This window comes from Burkholderia sp. BCC1998 (assembly GCF_905339875.1).
GTDB lineage: Bacteria > Pseudomonadota > Gammaproteobacteria > Burkholderiales > Burkholderiaceae > Burkholderia.
On record NZ_CAJPHE010000012.1, the window covers coordinates 137,399 to 155,357 of the forward strand.

Below are 17,959 nucleotides of genomic sequence, written 5' to 3' on the forward strand. Positions count from 1 at the left end.
GTTCGCATCACGTCGAGCGCTTCGGCGGACGCGTTTCGGGCGACGAAGCGGCTGCCGCGCGCGCCGCGGCCGAATCGGCCGGCTTCGCGCGCTTCGCGGCCGGCTTGCGCGGCGCGGCGGCCGCGGCCGGCGCGGGCTGTGCCGTCCGCGCGGCCGGTGCGGCCTGCTCGGGCGGTGCAGCGTCGTCCGGTGCCGCGGGCTGCGCCCCCGGCTGCGTCATCGCGAGGCTCGCGAGCTGGTTGAACTGCGCCTGCAGCAGATTCCACCAGCCGGCCGGATCGAACGCCTGTTGCGCGGTGTCGCCAGCCGGCGGCGCGTCCGCGGCGGCGGCGTCCGGCGCTTGCTGCGCGTCGGCGCGCGGCGCGGACGCCGCTTGCGCGGCCGCAACCGCGGCCTCCTCGGCCGCCGACATCGAGCTTTGCGCGAACGCGCCGAACGCGCGCAGCGTCGCGAGCGTCGCGCGCTGCACCTCGAGTGCCTGGATCGCGGACTGCAGCATCCCGAGATTGAGCTTGAGCCATTGCTCGACCGCACGCAGATCGGTGATCCGCTTGTCGAGTTCCTCGACGCTCGTGAGCGGCGCCATCATGTCGGACATGCTCGACAGCGAAGGCGGCAGCCCCGACGCGGTGCCGGGAAACGACGCCATCCCGCCGAACGGCGTCATCCGCATCATGTCCCACATCCGGTCGAGCATGTCGGCAGGCTTGAAACCGGCAAAGCCGGCGAAAGGATTGGAGCCGGGGGCATCGGTCGTCATACGGGCGTCCTGGTTGACTGGGGGAGCGAAGCGGCCGGCACGGATCGAGCGGCCGCCTTTGGTTCGATCATAACGCGCGTCAGAACGGTGCGTCGCCGGGGAAGTCGGGCGGGCGCCGCTCGCGCAGCGAGCGGATGCCTTCCTGCACGTCGGGCCCGGAGAAGCCCATGAATTCGAGCGCGAGCGACGTATCGAACGTCGGCCCGGCGCTGCGCAGCCAGTTGTTCAGCGCGTACTTGGTCCAGCGGATCGCCGACTGCGATCCGTGCGCGAGCCGCTCCGCGACTTCGTACGCCTTCGGCAGCAGGTCGGCCGGCTCGACCGCGAGCGACACGAGGCCGATCCGCTCGGCCTCCTCGCCGCTCACCGGTTCGCACAGCAGCAGGTAGTACTTCGCCTTCGCCATCCCGCACAACAGCGGCCACACGATCGCCGCGTGATCGCCGGCCGCGACGCCGAGCCGCGTATGGCCGTCGATGATGCGCGCGTCCTTCGCGGCGATCGAGATGTCGGCGAGCAGCCCGGCGACGAGCCCCGCGCCGACGGCCGGGCCGTGCATCGCGGACACGATCGGCTTGCTGCAGTTGATCACGTTGTAGACGAGGTCGCGCGCCTCGCGCCACACGCGCGCGCGCACGTCGAAGTCGTTCGCCATCGCCTCGACGAGCGCGAGATCGCCGCCCGCCGAAAAGCCCTTGCCCTCGCCGCGGATCACCGCGACGCGCGTGTCGGGATCGCGGTCGACGTCGCGCCAGATGTCGGCGAGCTCGCGATGCATGCGCTCGTTCGCAGTCGCGAGGCCGCTGCGGTTCGCGCCCTCGCCGCTCATCACGATGTCGAGCACGCCGTGATCGCGGCGTGTCACCTTCAGTGCTTCGTAACCGCCGTATGCGGCGAGATCGGCCATGCGCAGCTCCCGGGTTCTCGAGACGCCTGAAGCGCCTGAATCGAGTGTAGCCAAGCCCGCGCGGGCAAACATCAGGCGAAACCCGGCGCGCGGGCCGGGGCCGGGTTTCGCATCGACTGGCGCGTCTGCGTCAGGCCGCGCCGTCGGGCGGCGCGACCGCCTGCTCGATCGCGCCGAAGATCGACTTGCCGGCCGCGTCGAACATCTCGATGCGCACGGTGTCGCCGTAGCGCATGAATCCGGTCTGCGGCGCGCCGTGCTCGATCGTCTCGAGGCAGCGCTTCTCGGCGATGCAGCAGTAGCCGCGCTTCGCGTCCTTGTTCGACACCGTGCCCGAGCCGACGATCGAGCCGGCACGCAGGTTACGCGTCTTCGCCGCGTGCGCGATCAACTGGCCGAAGTGGAACACCATGTCGGTGCCCGCGTCGGGCTGGCCGACCTTCCTGCCGTTCCAGTGGACGACCATCGGCCGGTGCACGCGGCCTTCGCGCCATTCGTCGCCGAGCTCGTCGAGCGTCACCGCGACCGGTGCGAACGCGGTGGCCGGCTTGCTCTGGAAGAAGCCGAAGCCCTTCGCGAGTTCGGCCGGAATCAGGTTGCGCAGCGACACGTCGTTCACGAGCGTGACGAGCCGCACGGCCTTCAGCGCGTCGTCCGGCGACGCGCTCATCGGCACGTCGCCGGTGATCACCGCGACTTCGGCCTCGAAGTCGATGCCCCATTCCTCGGACGGACACACGATGTCGTCGCGCGCGCCGAGGAAATCGTCGCTGCCGCCCTGGTACATCAGCGGATCGGTCCAGAACTCCGGCGGCATCTCGGCGCCGCGCGCGCGACGCACGAGCTCGACGTGGTTCACGTACGCGGAGCCGTCGGCCCACTGGAACGCGCGCGGCAGCGGCGCCATGCAGTTCGCCGGATCGAACGCGAACGCGTTGCGTGCGCGGCCGTGGTTCAGCGCGTCGTAAAGGTCGCGCAGTTGCGGCGCGTAGAACGCCCAGTCGTCGAGGACGCGCTGCAGCGTCGGTGCGATCGCATCGGCGATCGCCGCGGTGTGCAGGTCGCGCGACACGACGATCAGCTGGCCGTCGCGCGTGCCGTCCTTCAGCGATGCAAGTTTCATGGGGTATCTGCCGTTTTAGTGACGATGGAGGGAATCTATTTTACGATGGTGAATCCGTGCGGCGCGCCACGATCGTGCACGCCGTTTTCATCCCGACCCTTGCCGCCTTGTCGCGCCCCCGTTGCCCATGCCTGCCAGCCCGCTTCCCGACGACGATCCCGCCGATTCCGACACCGACGACACCGGCGCCGGCGAGCACGGTGAAGGCGGCGAGAAGCTCCGTTCCGGCATCCAGTCGATCGAGGTCGGCTTCCGCCTGCTCGATGTGCTGACGAGCGAGCCGCGCGCGATGATGCTGCGCGACCTCGCGCAGCGCGCGGGCATGAGCCCGGCGAAGGCGCACCGCTACCTGGTCAGCTTCTCGCGGCTCGGCGTCGTGTCGCAGGATCCCGTGTCGGGCCGCTACGAGCTCGGCGGCTTCGCGCTGCAGATGGGGCTCGCGCGGCTCGCGCGCGTCGACGGCGTGAAGCTCGCGCGGATCGCGCTGACCGAACTGCGCGACCGCGTCGACCAGACGGTCGGCATCGCGGTGTGGGGCAACCAGGGGCCGACGATCGTGCACTGGATGGAATCGAGCCATCCCGCGAAGGCGTCGCTGAAGCTCGGCGACGTGATGCCGCTGCTCGGCTCCGCGACGGGCCTGCTGTTCGCCGCGTACCTGCCGCGCAGCAAGACCGCGGCGATGCTCGAACGCGAGCTCGCCGACACGCGCCGCTCGCCGCATCACGGCGGCCCGCGCACGCTCGACGAGGTCGAGGCGGTGCTCGCCGACGTGCGTGCGCATCAGGCCGCGCGCGTCGAAGGGATGCTGCTGCCGACGATCCATGCGTTCTGCATGCCGGTGTTCGACGCGGTCGGCGAACTCGCGCTCGCGATCGTCGCGCTCGGCCAGGAAGGCATGTTCGACATCGCGTGGGGCGGCGAAATCGACACCGCGCTGCGTGCCTGCGCGCAGAAACTGTCTTACGAACTCGGCTATAGTCCGGACGCGCGCGACGCCTGACACGCCTGACACGCCGGGCGCGCTACACACGTGCGACACCCGCGCGATGTACCGCGAACGCGCGGCGCATCCGGCGGTCCGACGGCTGTGACGCGCGCTGCGCGCCGCGACCGCCCCAACCCTGTACCGTTTCGCCGATGCCGCCTGCCGACACCCGTCCTCGTCACGCCCCGCCCCGCCGCTGGCTGCGCGTGGGCATCGCGCTCGTGGTCGTGCTGGTGCTGCACGCGCTCGCGGCCTTGTGGCTGACGCGCAGCCGCGACGCGTTCACGCCGCCCGCGCCCGCCGCGATACCGGTGCAGATCGAATTGCTGAAGCCGCAACCGATCGAGCGCCAGCCTGCGCCCAAGCCGGCCGAACATCCGATAGAACATCCGGCCGAGCAGGCGCCGGCGAAACCGGCTCCCGCCACGCCGAAGCCTGCACCGAAGGCCGCGCCGTCGCCCGAGCCGGTCCTCACGTCGACGCAGACGGCCGAGCACGGCGAGCCGCCGCCGGCCGCCGCCTCCGCCGCGAGCGGCACGACAGGCGCATCCGGCGCGCACGCGGCATCGTCCGGTGATGCCGCCAGTGGCGCCAGTGCCGCGACGCCGGGCCCCGCGACGAGCGGCGTGAAGTTCGCGGCGCCGCCGCCCGGCGACCTGCAGTACGACACGTTCTACAACGGGATGCAGAACATGATCGGCACGATCCACTGGCGCACCGACGGGCGCACCTACGATCTGTCGGTGTCGATGCCCGTGCCGTTCGTCGGCCCGTTCTCCTACCGCAGCGAAGGCCGCATCGACGCATTCGGCGTCGCGCCCGACCGCTATGTCGAGAAGCGCGGCAAGCGGCCCGAGGACATCGCGATCTTCAACCGCGAGATCCGCCAGGTGGTCTTCACGCGCACGCCGAACAACGCGTCGCTGCCCGACGGCGTGCAGGATCGCTTCAGCATGCTGATGCAGCTGTCGGGGCTCGTGCGCGGCAATCCGGCCGCGTACAAGCCGGGCGTCACGCAACAGTTCTTCGTGATCGACAACAACAGCGGCGAGACCTGGCCGATCACGGTGATCGGCGACGAGGACGTGCAGACGCAGGCCGGCACCATCCGGGCACGCCATTTCATGCGGCTGCCACGCCGCGACGGCGACACGCGCCGCATCGACATGTGGCTCGCGCCGTCGCTCGACTGGCTGCCCGCGAGGCTCGTACAATCGGAACCGAACGGTTCGCAGATCGAGCTGCTGTGGCACGGCCGGCTCGCCCCGCCGGATGCACCGACCGCCGGCGCGACACAAGGCGCAACGAAGGAAGGCGCAACCAACGCGCCTGCCAGCGCACCGGCTGCGGAGCCGGCACAACCCACGCCGCCGCCCGCCGTGCAACCGCCCGCGCCAGCGTCTGCACTGCCGGCCTCGGCGCCGGCCGCGCCGTGACGATCGACCAATCGGCAATTTCGACCGATTAAAGGACTTGCCGAAATGGCCGATGACACTCTTTAACAACTATTTCAGTCCACCGGATCACAATAAGAAACGTTTGATAGACATTGGTTTCTAACCGATACACCCCACGCAAACGGGAGAACGGGGTGTGCAGCGCAAGCCCCTTGAAACCGGCACAGCCCGCCCCACCTACGGGACAACAAGGCCAGATGCCACTGCGAAGAGGAGTGCCGCCATGCAAATGATCTACAACAGCCCCAACTACTGCGTCGTCGAATTTGCGCCGCAGGCCGGCCACCATCTGATGAATGCCGGCGGATACGAAATCGTCGACAAGAACGCCCAGCGCGAGATCTTCATCGACGGCGAGCTCGCCGAACGATTCCGCGCGCACGTGAAACAGCTGATCGAGGATGAACCGTCGCTCGACGAAGTGGACGAATTCCTCGGACAGTTCGACAGCCTGATGATGATGCCCGTCGTCCTGCACTGACGACCCGCGGCCCGGCGCATCGCCGGGCCATTCGCCGCACTAAGCGGCGCCGCGAGCACTCCGATCCAAGCCCCCGTCCGGTTCGCCGGGCGGGGGTTTTCGTTTGGTGCCACCGGTGCGCGCCTCGCACACAGGTACGCGCGTTCATTGCGCGCAGACCGCGCGCACGCAGGCATCGGGCCCGCACCGTTGCCTGCACCACGACCGTGCGCGCCACCCGCATGCCGCGCCGGCCGGCTGCGCGCCGCGCGAGGCCGGGCGGCGCCCCGGCGCACCGGCTACAATGACGGTTTTCCCGTCTTCGCCGGTCTCTCGCCCATGTCTGCGACTCCTCTCGCCGCTTCCGCCCCGCTCGACGCGCCCTACACGCGTGGCGCCGCACTGCCCGCGCTGCTGAAATCGCGCATCCTGATCCTCGACGGCGCGATGGGCACGATGATCCAGCGCTACAAGCTCGACGAGGCCGCGTATCGCGGCGAGCGCTTCAAGGATTTCCCGCGCGACATCAAGGGCAACAACGAACTGCTGTCGCTCACGCAGCCGCAGATCATCCGCGAGATCCACGACCAGTACTTCGCGGCCGGCGCGGACATCGTCGAAACCAACACCTTCGGCGCGACGACGGTCGCGCAGGCCGACTACGGGATGGAAGATCTCGTCGTCGAGATGAACGTCGAATCGGCGCGGCTCGCGCGCGAATCGGCGGCCCGCTACGCGACGCCCGACAAACCGCGCTTCGTCGCGGGCGCGATCGGGCCGACGCCGAAGACGGCGAGCATCTCGCCGGACGTCAACGACCCGGGCGCGCGCAACGTCACGTTCGACGAGCTGCGCGACGCGTATTACCAGCAGGCGAAGGCGCTGCTCGACGGCGGCGTCGACCTGTTCCTCGTCGAGACGATCTTCGACACGCTGAACGCGAAGGCCGCCCTCTTCGCGCTCGACGAACTGTTCGAGGACACCGGCGAGCGCCTGCCGATCATGATCTCGGGCACCGTGACCGACGCATCGGGCCGCATCCTGTCGGGCCAGACGGTCGAGGCGTTCTGGAATTCGCTGCGCCACGCGAAGCCGCTCACGTTCGGCCTGAACTGCGCGCTCGGCGCGGCGCTGATGCGCCCGTACATCGCCGAGCTCGCGAAGCTGTGCGACACCTACGTGTCGTGCTACCCGAACGCGGGCCTGCCGAACCCGATGAGCGACACCGGCTTCGACGAGACGCCGGACGTCACGTCGGGCCTCCTGAAGGAATTCGCGCAGGCCGGGCTCGTGAACCTCGCCGGCGGCTGCTGCGGCACGACGCCCGAGCACATCGCCGAGATCGCGAAGGCGCTCGCCGACGTGAAACCGCGCCGCTGGCCGAGCCAGTACAGCGACGCCGCCTGACCGACCGCATCAACGCCCGCCCTACCTCATACGAATTCGCACCGCCATGACCGATCACATGATGCGCCTTGCCGGCCTCGAGCCGTTCAACGTCACGTCCGGAACGCTCTTCATCAACGTCGGTGAACGCACCAACGTCACCGGCTCGAAGGCATTCGCGCGGATGATCCTCAACGGCCAGTTCGACGAGGCGCTCGCGGTCGCGCGCCAGCAGGTCGAGAACGGCGCGCAGGTGATCGACATCAACATGGACGAGGCGATGCTCGATTCGAAGGCGGCGATGGTGCGCTTCCTGAACCTGATCGCGTCCGAGCCGGACATCGCGCGCGTGCCGATCATGATCGACTCGTCGAAGTGGGAAGTCATCGAAGCCGGCCTCAAGTGCGTGCAGGGCAAGGCGATCGTGAACTCGATCTCGCTGAAGGAAGGCGAGGACGCGTTCCGCCGCCACGCGAACCTGATCCGCCGCTACGGCGCGGCCGCGGTCGTGATGGCATTCGACGAGACGGGCCAGGCCGATACCTACGCACGCAAGACCGAGATCTGCAAGCGCTCGTACGACTTCCTCGTGAACGAAGTCGGCTTCCCGCCGGAAGACATCATCTTCGATCCGAACATCTTCGCGGTCGCGACCGGCATCGAGGAGCACAACAACTACGCGGTCGACTTCATCGAGGCGACCCGCTGGATCAAGCAGAACCTGCCGTACGCGAAGGTGAGCGGCGGCGTGTCGAACGTGTCGTTCTCGTTCCGCGGCAACGACCCGGTGCGCGAGGCGATCCACACCGTGTTCCTGTATCACGCGATCCAGGCGGGCATGGACATGGGTATCGTGAACGCAGGCCAGCTCGGCGTGTACGCCGATCTCGACCCGGAGCTGCGCGAGCGCGTCGAGGACGTGATCCTGAACCGCCGCGACGATTCGACCGACCGCCTGCTCGAGATCGCCGACAAGTTCAAGGCGGGCGGCGCGAAGAAGGAAGAGAACCTCGAGTGGCGCAACCAGCCGGTCGAGAAGCGGCTTTCGCATGCGCTCGTGCACGGCATCACGAACTTCATCGTCGAGGATACCGAGGAAGTCCGCGCGAAGATCGCCGCAGCCGGCGGCCGTCCGATCAACGTGATCGAAGGCCCGCTGATGGACGGGATGAACATCGTCGGCGACCTGTTCGGCCAGGGCAAGATGTTCCTGCCGCAGGTCGTGAAGTCGGCGCGCGTGATGAAGCAGGCCGTCGCGCACCTGATCCCGTTCATCGAGGAAGAAAAGCGGCTGCTCGCGGAAGCGGGCGGCGACGTGCGCGCCAAAGGCAAGATCGTCATCGCGACCGTGAAGGGCGACGTGCACGACATCGGCAAGAACATCGTGTCGGTCGTGCTCCAGTGCAACAACTTCGAAGTGGTCAACATGGGCGTGATGGTCCCGTGCAACGAGATCCTCGCGAAGGCGAAGGTCGAGGGCGCGGACATCATCGGGCTGTCGGGCCTCATCACGCCGAGCCTCGAGGAAATGGCGTACGTCGCGTCCGAAATGCAGCGCGACGACTACTTCCGCGTGAAGAAGATCCCGCTGCTGATCGGCGGCGCGACGACCTCGCGCGTGCACACGGCCGTGAAGATCGCGCCGCACTACGAAGGCCCGGTCGTCTACGTGCCGGACGCGTCGCGCTCGGTGTCGGTCGCGTCGAACCTGCTGTCGGACGAAGGCGCGGCGAAGTACCTCGACGAACTGAAGTCCGATTACGAACGAATCCGCGACCAGCACGCAAACCGCAAGGCGCAGCCGATGGTCACGCTCGAGCAGGCGCGCGCGAACAAGACGAAGATCGACTGGGCGGGCTACCAGCCCGTGAAGCCGAAGTTCATCGGCCGCCGCGTGTTCAGGAATTACGACCTGAACGAGCTCGCGAACTACATCGACTGGGGCCCGTTCTTCCAGACCTGGGATCTCGCGGGCCCGTACCCGGCGATCCTGAACGACGAGATCGTCGGCGAATCGGCGCGGCGCGTGTTCTCCGACGCGAAGTCGATGCTTGCGCGCCTGATCCAGGGCCGCTGGCTGACCGCGAACGGCGTGATCTCGCTGCTGCCGGCGAACACGGTCAACGACGACGACATCGAGATCTACACCGACGAATCGCGCTCGGAAGTGCTGATGACGTGGCGCAACCTGCGCCAGCAGAGCGTGCGTCCGGTGGTCGACGGCGTGATGCGCCCGAACCGCTCGCTTGCCGACTTCATCGCGCCGAAGGAATCGGGCGTCGCCGACTACATCGGCATGTTCGCGGTGACGGCCGGCCTCGGCGTCGACGTGAAGGAAAAGCAGTTCGAAGCCGACCACGACGACTACAGCGCGATCATGCTGAAGGCGCTCGCCGACCGCTTCGCGGAAGCGTTCGCCGAAGCGATGCACGCGCGGGTGCGCCGCGAGCTGTGGGGCTACGCGAGCGGCGAGACGCTCGACAACGACGCGCTGATCGCCGAAAAGTACGCGGGCATCCGCCCGGCGCCCGGCTACCCGGCCTGCCCCGACCACCTCGTGAAACGCGACATGTTCGCCGCGCTGCACGCGGACGAAATCGGCATGAGCGTGACGGATTCGCTGGCGATGCTGCCGGCGGCGAGCGTGTCGGGCTTCTACCTCGCGCATCCGGACAGCCGCTACTTCTCGGTCGGCAAAATCGGGCAGGATCAGCTCGACGACTACGCGCAGCGGATGCAGCTGTCGCTCGACGACGCGCGCCGCGCGCTCGCGCCGCAGCTTTAACCGCATCGACCGCGGCGCCATCCGCGGCTTCCATCGCAACGCGCCCCGATCAAGGGGCGCGTCGCACAACGATACGATTCATCAGGATACCTAATCTCGATAACCGGAAGCGAAGTCGCGACAACGCCAAGCCTCGGGGCTCGCGCGCGTGGGCGGTACGGCACCCTTCTCCCAAAATCGCTCCCGCATGCCGACCTTCGAAATCCGGATCACCGAAACGCCAGCTGAAGCGCGAGCTCGTTCCCGCCGACGATCTACCGCGGCGAGCGCTGGGATCTGAGCCATTTGCGCCCGCTGACGTTCATCTGCGATCTGGAAACCGGATTCGACGTGACGGTCCTGGTGCTGTTCTCGTGCCACTGCTTTACGCGCAGCTTCAAATGGGACCAGCGTGATCGCGACGCGATCCCGGATGACGAAATCTACGACGACGGCCGCGAGACACGTGTGCTGTGCGCCGACCGGTATCACGCGTCGCGACGACTGTTGCGCGACGTGATCGTCGGGCTGCCGGCACGCCGGATCGTCGTCGCGGACGAACGGCAACCCAATTTCGTCACGGTGGAAACGGTGTTGTCGGACGGCACGCAGCGCGTGTACGCGGTGTTTTTCGAGGTGTCGAAGGATCGGACGAGAAAGCGCAGGCTTGTCTTGCGGGTCCAATCCGCCTATCTGCTGGAGGGCGACCTGACGAAACGCCAGCGGGACGCCCGGAAGGTGGCGTTGCGCACCTTGCTGCGCGCGAGCCTGGAAGGCCGGAAGATTCGTGCGTAGAAAAACCAACGGCCGCCTTTCGGCAGCCGTCGCATGCGGGATTCTCTTTTCGTCCATCGACGAAATACCCACTCCAGGTGGGACCCGGTTGCCCGGGCGGCACTATGTTTTCGCACCCGCTTTCACATAGTCTTGCGTTGAATTATAAGGAATTTCCCTTGCCGGTCAAGGTGAGCGGCCAGCCGCCCGGCCCGGATTTCATCAGACAAAAGAAAAGCCTGCATCGAGCAGGCTCGTTGTTGCCTTGCCGACCTCGCGATCCGCGTCGGCCGGACTACGGAGTTCAGAACCCCCAATGCACGTCGGCCTGACCGGCCTTCGCTTCGCGCAGCATCGTCAGGAACGGTGCGACGCGCTGCGCCAGGCTCGGCGGCACTTCGTGGTGCGCGTGGTCGTCTTCGTCCTCGTGGAAATGGCCGGCGTGCTCGGCACGCTCCTGCTTCGCCTGCGCGACCGCGCCTTCCAGCTTCGCGATCGCGTGGTCCAGTTCGTCGTGCGTAATGACACCGCGTTCGCCCAATTGCTTGCCGACGAGGCCCAGCACGTATACGGCGAAATCCTTCAGCACGTCGAGATCCTGTGCCGCCTTGCTCTTGAACGTAATCATGACTATTCCCTTTTCATCTTGTTGTGCCTGCGCGGCGCGGTTGGGGGACGCCGGCAGGCCGGCGTCCGGCCTCGCGGACGCGGGGCGCCTGAGCGGCATATTAGCACCTGTTAAAATTCTGCGATCCCTGAAACGCGCGCTTAAAAAGCGCGCCGGCCGGCCGGCGTTTCCGGCCGCCACCAACGAAGCCTTCTACCAGCATGCTGCCAGCTCACAAACAGACCCTCGAAGCCCTGCTCGCGGATAGCGTCACGCAGGTCGCACACGCGCTGAAAGGCGCCGACGCAGCGTTCGTCGCCCCGGCCATCACGCTCGAGCGCCCGAAGGTCGCCGCGCACGGCGACGTCGCGTGCAACGTCGCGATGCAGCTCGCCAAGCCGCTCGGCACGAACCCGCGCCAGCTCGCCGAGCAGATCGTCGCCGCGCTGACGGCCCAGCCGGCCGCGCAAGGGCTCGTCGACGCGGCCGAAATCGCCGGCCCCGGCTTCATCAACCTGCGCCTGACGGCCGCCGCGAAGCAGGCGGTGATCGCCGCCGTGTTCGACCAGGGCCGCGCGTTCGGCACGTCCGATCGCGAAAAGGGCAAGCAGGTGCTGCTCGAATTCGTGTCGGCCAACCCGACCGGCCCGCTGCACGTCGGCCACGGCCGTCAGGCGGCGCTCGGCGACGTGCTCGCGAACGTGATCGCGAGCCAGGGCTACGCGGTGCACCGCGAGTTCTACTACAACGACGCCGGCGTGCAGATCGGCAACCTCGCGATCTCGACGCAGGCGCGCGCGCGCGGCCTGAAGCCGGGCGACGCGGGCTGGCCGGAAGCCGCGTACAACGGCGAATACATCGCCGACATCGCACGCGACTACCTGAACCGCGAGACGGTTGCCGCGAAGGACGGCGAGCCGGTCACCGGCGCGGGCGACATCGACGATCTCGACGCGATCCGCAAGTTCGCGGTCGCGTACCTGCGTCACGAGCAGGACATGGACCTGCAGGCGTTCGGCGTGAAATTCGACCAGTACTACCTCGAGTCGTCGCTGTACAGCGAAGGCCGGGTCGAGAAGACGGTCGACGCGCTGATCAAGGCCGGCATGACCTACGAGCATGACGGCGCGCTGTGGCTGCGCACGACCGACGAGGGCGACGACAAGGATCGCGTGATGCGCAAGACCGACGGCACGTATACGTACTTCGTGCCGGACGTCGCGTACCACGTGACGAAGTGGGAGCGCGGCTTCTCGAAGGTGATCAACATCCAGGGTTCGGACCACCACGGCACGATCGCGCGCGTGCGCGCGGGCTTGCAGGGCCTGCACATCGGTATCCCGAAGGGCTATCCCGACTACGTGCTGCACAAGATGGTCACCGTGATGCGCGACGGCCAGGAAGTGAAGCTGTCGAAGCGCGCGGGCAGCTACGTGACGGTGCGCGACCTGATCGAATGGTCGGGCGGCGCGACGCCGGGCCAGGAAGCAGCCCCCGACCTGATCGACGAGGCGACCATCACGCGCGGCCGCGACGCGGTCCGTTTCTTCCTGATCTCCCGCAAGGCCGACACCGAATTCGTGTTCGACATCGACCTCGCGCTGAAACAGAACGACGAGAACCCGGTCTATTACGTCCAGTACGCGCATGCGCGGATCTGCTCGGTGCTCAACGAACTGAAGTCGCGCTACAACGTCGACGCGGCGCAGCTGCCGGGTGCCGACCTGTCGCAGCTCACGAGCCCGCAGGCCGTGTCGCTGATGCAGAAGCTCGCCGAGTATCCGGACATGCTCACGCACGCGGCGAACGAACTGGCGCCGCACGCGGTCGCGTTCTACCTGCGCGATCTCGCTGGTGAATTCCACTCGTTCTACAATGCGGAGCGCGTGCTGGTCGACGACGAAGCGCCGCGCAACGCGCGCGCCGCGCTCCTCGCCGCGACCCGGCAAGTGCTCGAGAACGGCCTGGCGGTGCTCGGCGTGTCCGCGCCCGCCAAGATGTAAGGCGGCCCGGACCGGGCAGCGAATGGCTGCGGCAGGCGCGCCTGCGACGGGAGCACCCGCCGCCGAATGCCCGTCGCAGCCTTTTCACGATTCTTTTTGCAGGTGACTCAAGCAATGGCACAACCACGCCGAACTTCGAAGCAATCGAAACAAGCCGGAGGGACATTTCTTGGAATCGTGCTGGGCCTGATCGTCGGCCTCGCGATCGCGGTGGTGGTGGCGCTCTACATCACGCGGTCGCCGTCGCCGTTCGTGTCGAAGGTCGCGCCGCCGCCGGCCGACAACGCCGCGAGCCAGCCGCAGCAGTTCGACCCGAACCGCGCGCTGCAGGGCAAGACGCCCGGCCAGCCGGTGCCGCAGGCCGCGCAATCCGCGCCGCCCAACACCGCGCCGGGCCAGGCCGCGAACCAGACCCAGGGCGGCCTGCTGCCCGAACCGCAGATCGTCGAAGTGCCGCCGTCGGGCAACACGAACGGCTCCGGCAACGCCAGCGGCTCGGGCAACACCACCGCATCGAACAACGCGTCGTCGGGCAACGGCGTCGCCGTCGCGCCGAAGCCGGCCGACAACCCGCCGCCGCCGAAGAAGACGCAACAGGCGCAGCAACAGCAGCAAGGCGGCGAGGACGACCTCGCGCGCTTCGCCGCGCAGAAGCAGGCGCAGCAGGCTGCCGCGCAGAAACAGCAGCAACAGCAACTGGCCGCGAACACGCCGAAGCCGGCGCCGTCCGCGACGTCCGCCGCGGCAGCGAAGCCGCCGACCGCAAGCGACGCGAACACCGGCTATTTCCTGCAGGTCGGCGCGTACAAGACGGAAGGCGACGCCGAGCAGCAGCGCGCGCGCCTGGGCTTCCAGGGCTTCGAGTCGAAGGTGTCGAAGCGCGATGTCAGCGGCGTGACCTATTTCCGCGTGCGCGTCGGCCCGTTCTCGAAATTCGAGGATATGAACTCGGCCCGCCAGCGCCTGTCCGATGCAGGTGTCGACACGGCGGTGATCCGTTTCACGAAGCAGTAAGCAACCGGCCGCGCCCACGCAGAACCCGTTACGTTTCGTAACCCGAGCAACTGATTCGACGTCCACAACATGAAAAAACTGCTTAGCACGCTCCTTCTGTCCCTCGGCCTGGCCGCAGCCGGCTTCGCCCAGGCTTCGCCCGCGGCACCGGTGTCCGGCAAGGACTTCGAGGTGATGAAGTCGCCGCAGCCCGTGTCCGCGCCGGCCGGCAAGGTCGAAGTCATCGAGTTCTTCTGGTACGGCTGCCCGCACTGCTACGAATTCGAGCCGACGGTCGAGGCCTGGGTGAAGAAGCAGGGCAACAACATCGACTTCAAGCGCGTGCCGGTCGCCTTCCGCGACGATTTCCTCCCGCACTCGAAGCTGTTCTACGCGGTGTCGGCGCTCGGCATCTCGGAGAAGGTCACGCCGGCGATCTTCAACGCGATCCACAAGCAGAAGAACTACCTGCTGACGCCGCAGGCGCAGGCCGACTTCCTGGCGACGCAGGGCGTCGACAAGAAGCAGTTCATGGACGCGTACAACTCGTTCAGCGTGCAGGGCCAGGTGAAGCAGTCGGCCGAGCTGCTGAAGAACTACGCGATCGACGGCGTGCCGACGATCGTGGTCCAGGGCAAGTACAAGACGGGCCCGGCTTACACGAACAGCATCCCGGGTACCGCGCAGGTGCTCGACTACCTCGTGAAGCAGGTTCAGGACAAGAAGCTCTGATCCCCGCCCGCGCGCCGGCATGACTACTCCGCTGAAGGTCTTCATCACCGGCGCGTCGAGCGGGCTCGGCCTCGCGATGGCCGAGGAATACGCCCGCCAGGGCGCCACGCTCGCCCTCGTCGCGCGCCGCACCGATGCCCTCGATGCGTTCGCGCGACGCTTTCCCAAGCTGTCCGTCTCCGTCTATTCCGCCGACGTGCGCGACGCCGACGCGCTCGCGACGGCCGCCGCGTCGTTCATCGCCGCGCACGGCTGCCCCGACGTCGTGATCGCGAACGCGGGCATCAGCCAGGGCGCCGTCACGGGCCAGGGCGATCTCGCCACGTTCCGCAACGTGATGGACATCAACTACTACGGGATGGTCGCGACCTTCGAGCCGTTCGTCGGCCCGATGACGGCCGCGCGCCACGGCACGCTGGTCGGCGTCGCGAGCGTCGCCGGCGTGCGCGGCCTGCCCGGCTCCGGCGCGTACAGCGCGTCCAAATCGGCCGCGATCAAGTATCTCGAGGCGCTGCGCGTCGAACTGCGCCCGGCCGGGGTCGGCGTCGTGACGATCGCGCCCGGCTACATCCGCACGCCGATGACCGCGCACAACCCGTACCGGATGCCGTTCCTGATGGACGCCGACCGCTTCGCGGCCCGCGCCGCGCGCGCGATCGCGCGGCAGCACGCGTTCCGCGTGATTCCGTGGCAGATGGGCGTCGTCGCGAAGGTGCTGCACGTGCTGCCGCGCTGGCTCTACGACCGCCTGTTCGAGAAGGCACCACGCAAGCCGAAGGCCGGCGCGCATTGAGTGCGGCGCCAACGTCGCACGCACCGCTCCTCCTTCCACACGACTCGCCGCAGCCGGCGCGGCGATTCTGCCGATTCTGCCGATTCTGCCGATTCTGCCGATTCTGCCGATTCTGCCGATTCTGGTGATTCGGTGATTCGGTGATTCGGTGATTCGGCGATTCGGCGATTCGGCGATTCGGCGATTCGGCGATTCGGTGATCCAGCCGATTCGCGTCGATCGGCACCGATCCTCGCCGATCCGCTTTGGCCTGCGCTCTCCCCGCCCCCCATCTCGGCCGCCGGTCGTTCGCCGTCGCGCCTGTCTCCCCCCCGCCGCTGCGCCTCCCCAGCACGCATTCCGTCGCGAACGCAGCCGTTTCTCGCTCAATTCGCTGCGTTCCGGCGCCTTTTTTCACGCACCGCGCGCTTTGACGGTATGCTATCCGCCAGCCGCGCCGGCCCCGCCTGTTACCGGGCCACGCCCGCATTCCGACACCCAGCAAAAATCACAAGCAACGTGGGAGAACCTATGCACGTCAAGCTGTTCGCCGCGGCCGCCGTCGCCGCCGCCCTCGCCACCCCCGGCCTCGCCGCCGCCAAGCCGCTCACCGTCTGCACGGAATCGAGCCCGGACGGCTTCGACGTCGTGCAGTACAACTCGCTCGTCACGACCAACGCATCGGCCGACGTGATCTTCAACACGCTCGTGTCGTACGACGAAGCCGCGAAGAAGGTCGTGCCCGCGCTCGCCGACAAATGGGAAGCGAGCGCCGACGGCCTCACGTACACGTTCCATCTGCGCCCGAACGTCGCGTTCCAGACCACCGACTACTTCAAGCCGGGCCGCCCGCTGAACGCGGACGACGTCGTGTTCACGTTCTCGCGGATGCTCGACGATGCGAACCCGTGGCACAAGGTGGCCGGCGCGAGCGGCTTCCCGCACGCGCAGTCGATGGGTCTCGTGAAACTCGTGAAGTCGGTCACGAAGGTCGACGACAACACGGTGAAGTTCGTGCTGAACGAGCCGAACGCGACGTTCGTGCCGATCCTGACGATGGGCTTCGCGTCGATCTACTCGGCCGAATACGCGGACCAGCTGCTGAAGGCCGGCAAGCAGGCCGACCTGAACGCGAAGCCGATCGGCACCGGCCCGTTCGTGCTGAAGAGCTACACGAAGGACGCGCTGATCCGCTACGACGTGAACCCGGCCTACTGGGGCGCGAAGCCGAAGGTCGACCGGCTGATCTACGCGATCACGCCCGACCCGTCGGTGCGCATGCAGAAGGTGAAGGCCGGCGAATGCCAGATCGCGCTGTCGCCGAAACCGCAGGACGTGCTCGCCGCGAAGGGCGAAGGCGCGCTGAAGGTCGTGCAGACGCCCGCGTTCATGACCGCGTTCGTCGCGCTGAACACGCAGAAGAAGCCGCTCGACAACGACAAGGTGCGCGAGGCGCTGAACCTCGCGTTCGATCGCGCGACCTACCTGAAGGTGGTGTTCGACAACACGGCGACGGCCGCGAACAACCCGTATCCGCCGAACACATGGAGCTACGCGAAGGACGTCGCGCCGTATGCGTACGATCCCGCGAAGGCGAAGCAGCTGCTCGCGTCGGCCGGATTCCCGAACGGCTTCTCGACGACGATCTGGACGCGCCCGACCGGCAGCGTGCTGAACCCGAACCCGAAGGCCGGCGCGGAACTGCTGCAGGCCGACCTCGCGAAGATCGGCGTGAAGGCCGAGGTGAAGGTGATCGAGTGGGGCGAGCTGATCAAGCAGGCGAAGCTCGGCCAGCATGACATGCTGTTCATGGGCTGGGCCGGCGACAACGGCGATCCGGACAACTACCTGTCGCCGCTGTTCAGCTGCAACGCGGTGAAGTCGGGCATCAACTTCGCGCGCTTCTGCGACGCGCAGCTCGACAAGCTGATCGCCGACGGCAAGTCGACCGCCGACCAGGGCAAGCGCGCGAAGCTGTACGAATCGGCGCAGAAGATCATCCATGACGAGGCGCTGTGGATTCCGCTCGGCTACCCGACCGCGGCCGCGCTCACGCGTGCGAACGTGAGCGGCTATCACGTCAGCCCGTTCGGCCGGCAGAACTTCGCGGCAGTCGCCGTGCAGTAACCGCGCGTGGCGCGCAAGCGACGGCGCCCCGGCCCGTCGCTTGCGGCCCGCGCGCCGCGCTTGCTACACTGCGCGCTCATTCCTCATACCGGACGCCAGCCGAAGT

15 protein-coding genes are annotated in these 17,959 nt (G+C 67.7%); 11 read left to right on the plus strand and 4 right to left on the minus strand.

What is annotated here, in order from left to right:
- Positions 1-7 precede the first annotated feature (7 nt).
- The 3 genes from U5A56_RS21365 to U5A56_RS21375 form a co-directional block, all read right to left on the minus strand.
- A complete protein-coding gene (locus U5A56_RS21365; protein WP_124520669.1) occupies positions 8-760 on the minus strand; it encodes a PhaM family polyhydroxyalkanoate granule multifunctional regulatory protein in 753 nt (250 codons plus the stop codon).
- Positions 761-839: 79 nt separating this feature from the next.
- The gene (locus tag U5A56_RS21370; RefSeq protein WP_059600022.1) at positions 840-1,667 is read right to left on the minus strand and encodes an enoyl-CoA hydratase/isomerase family protein; all 828 of its coding nucleotides are present in this window, start codon (positions 1,665-1,667) and stop codon (positions 840-842) included.
- 130 nt (positions 1,668-1,797) lie between these two features.
- Positions 1,798-2,790, minus strand: a complete 993-nt coding sequence (locus U5A56_RS21375; protein WP_321924417.1) for a fumarylacetoacetate hydrolase family protein — start codon at positions 2,788-2,790, stop codon at positions 1,798-1,800.
- Between the two features lie 127 nt (positions 2,791-2,917).
- Between U5A56_RS21375 and U5A56_RS21380 the strand changes: the two genes are divergently transcribed.
- The 6 genes from U5A56_RS21380 (at position 2,918) to U5A56_RS21405 (ending at position 10,640) form a co-directional block, all read left to right on the plus strand.
- On the plus strand, positions 2,918-3,793 hold the full coding sequence (locus U5A56_RS21380) for an IclR family transcriptional regulator (protein ID WP_044846196.1): 876 nt from the start codon (positions 2,918-2,920) through the stop codon (positions 3,791-3,793).
- 137 nt (positions 3,794-3,930) lie between these two features.
- Positions 3,931-5,214, plus strand: a complete 1,284-nt coding sequence (locus U5A56_RS21385; protein ID WP_321924419.1) for a DUF3108 domain-containing protein — start codon at positions 3,931-3,933, stop codon at positions 5,212-5,214.
- A 244-nt stretch (positions 5,215-5,458) separates the two neighbouring features.
- Positions 5,459-5,716: a DUF3567 domain-containing protein gene (locus U5A56_RS21390; protein WP_006477667.1), complete on the plus strand. Its 258-nt coding sequence runs from the start codon at positions 5,459-5,461 to the stop codon at positions 5,714-5,716.
- A gap of 318 nt (positions 5,717-6,034) precedes the next feature.
- A complete protein-coding gene (locus tag U5A56_RS21395; protein ID WP_321924421.1) occupies positions 6,035-7,102 on the plus strand; it encodes a homocysteine S-methyltransferase family protein in 1,068 nt (355 codons plus the stop codon).
- 46 nt (positions 7,103-7,148) lie between these two features.
- Complete coding sequence (metH, locus tag U5A56_RS21400; protein WP_044846193.1) at positions 7,149-9,866, plus strand: methionine synthase; 2,718 nt, start codon at positions 7,149-7,151, stop codon at positions 9,864-9,866.
- A gap of 285 nt (positions 9,867-10,151) precedes the next feature.
- Positions 10,152-10,640: a hypothetical protein gene (locus U5A56_RS21405; RefSeq protein ID WP_321924423.1), complete on the plus strand. Its 489-nt coding sequence runs from the start codon at positions 10,152-10,154 to the stop codon at positions 10,638-10,640.
- A gap of 283 nt (positions 10,641-10,923) precedes the next feature.
- Here the strand turns inward: U5A56_RS21405 and U5A56_RS21410 are convergent, their stop codons facing one another.
- A complete protein-coding gene (locus U5A56_RS21410; RefSeq protein ID WP_044846191.1) occupies positions 10,924-11,247 on the minus strand; it encodes a DUF1840 domain-containing protein in 324 nt (107 codons plus the stop codon).
- Positions 11,248-11,447: 200 nt separating this feature from the next.
- On the opposite strand from U5A56_RS21410, the gene argS reads away from it, so the two are divergent.
- The 5 genes from argS to U5A56_RS21435 all read left to right on the plus strand — a co-directional run bounded on the left by argS (position 11,448) and on the right by U5A56_RS21435 (position 17,853).
- Positions 11,448-13,229 (plus strand): arginine--tRNA ligase, encoded by a 1,782-nt coding sequence (gene argS / locus U5A56_RS21415; protein WP_321924425.1) that lies wholly within the window; start codon positions 11,448-11,450, stop codon positions 13,227-13,229.
- A gap of 114 nt (positions 13,230-13,343) precedes the next feature.
- The gene (locus tag U5A56_RS21420) at positions 13,344-14,243 is read left to right on the plus strand and encodes an SPOR domain-containing protein (protein ID WP_321924427.1); all 900 of its coding nucleotides are present in this window, start codon (positions 13,344-13,346) and stop codon (positions 14,241-14,243) included.
- 69 nt (positions 14,244-14,312) lie between these two features.
- On the plus strand, positions 14,313-14,954 hold the full coding sequence (locus U5A56_RS21425; RefSeq protein WP_044846188.1) for a thiol:disulfide interchange protein DsbA/DsbL: 642 nt from the start codon (positions 14,313-14,315) through the stop codon (positions 14,952-14,954).
- A gap of 19 nt (positions 14,955-14,973) precedes the next feature.
- A complete protein-coding gene (locus U5A56_RS21430; protein ID WP_044846187.1) occupies positions 14,974-15,747 on the plus strand; it encodes an SDR family oxidoreductase in 774 nt (257 codons plus the stop codon).
- Positions 15,748-16,257: 510 nt separating this feature from the next.
- Positions 16,258-17,853 (plus strand): ABC transporter substrate-binding protein, encoded by a 1,596-nt coding sequence (locus U5A56_RS21435; RefSeq protein ID WP_321924429.1) that lies wholly within the window; start codon positions 16,258-16,260, stop codon positions 17,851-17,853.
- The last annotated feature ends 106 nt before the right edge of the window (positions 17,854-17,959 follow it).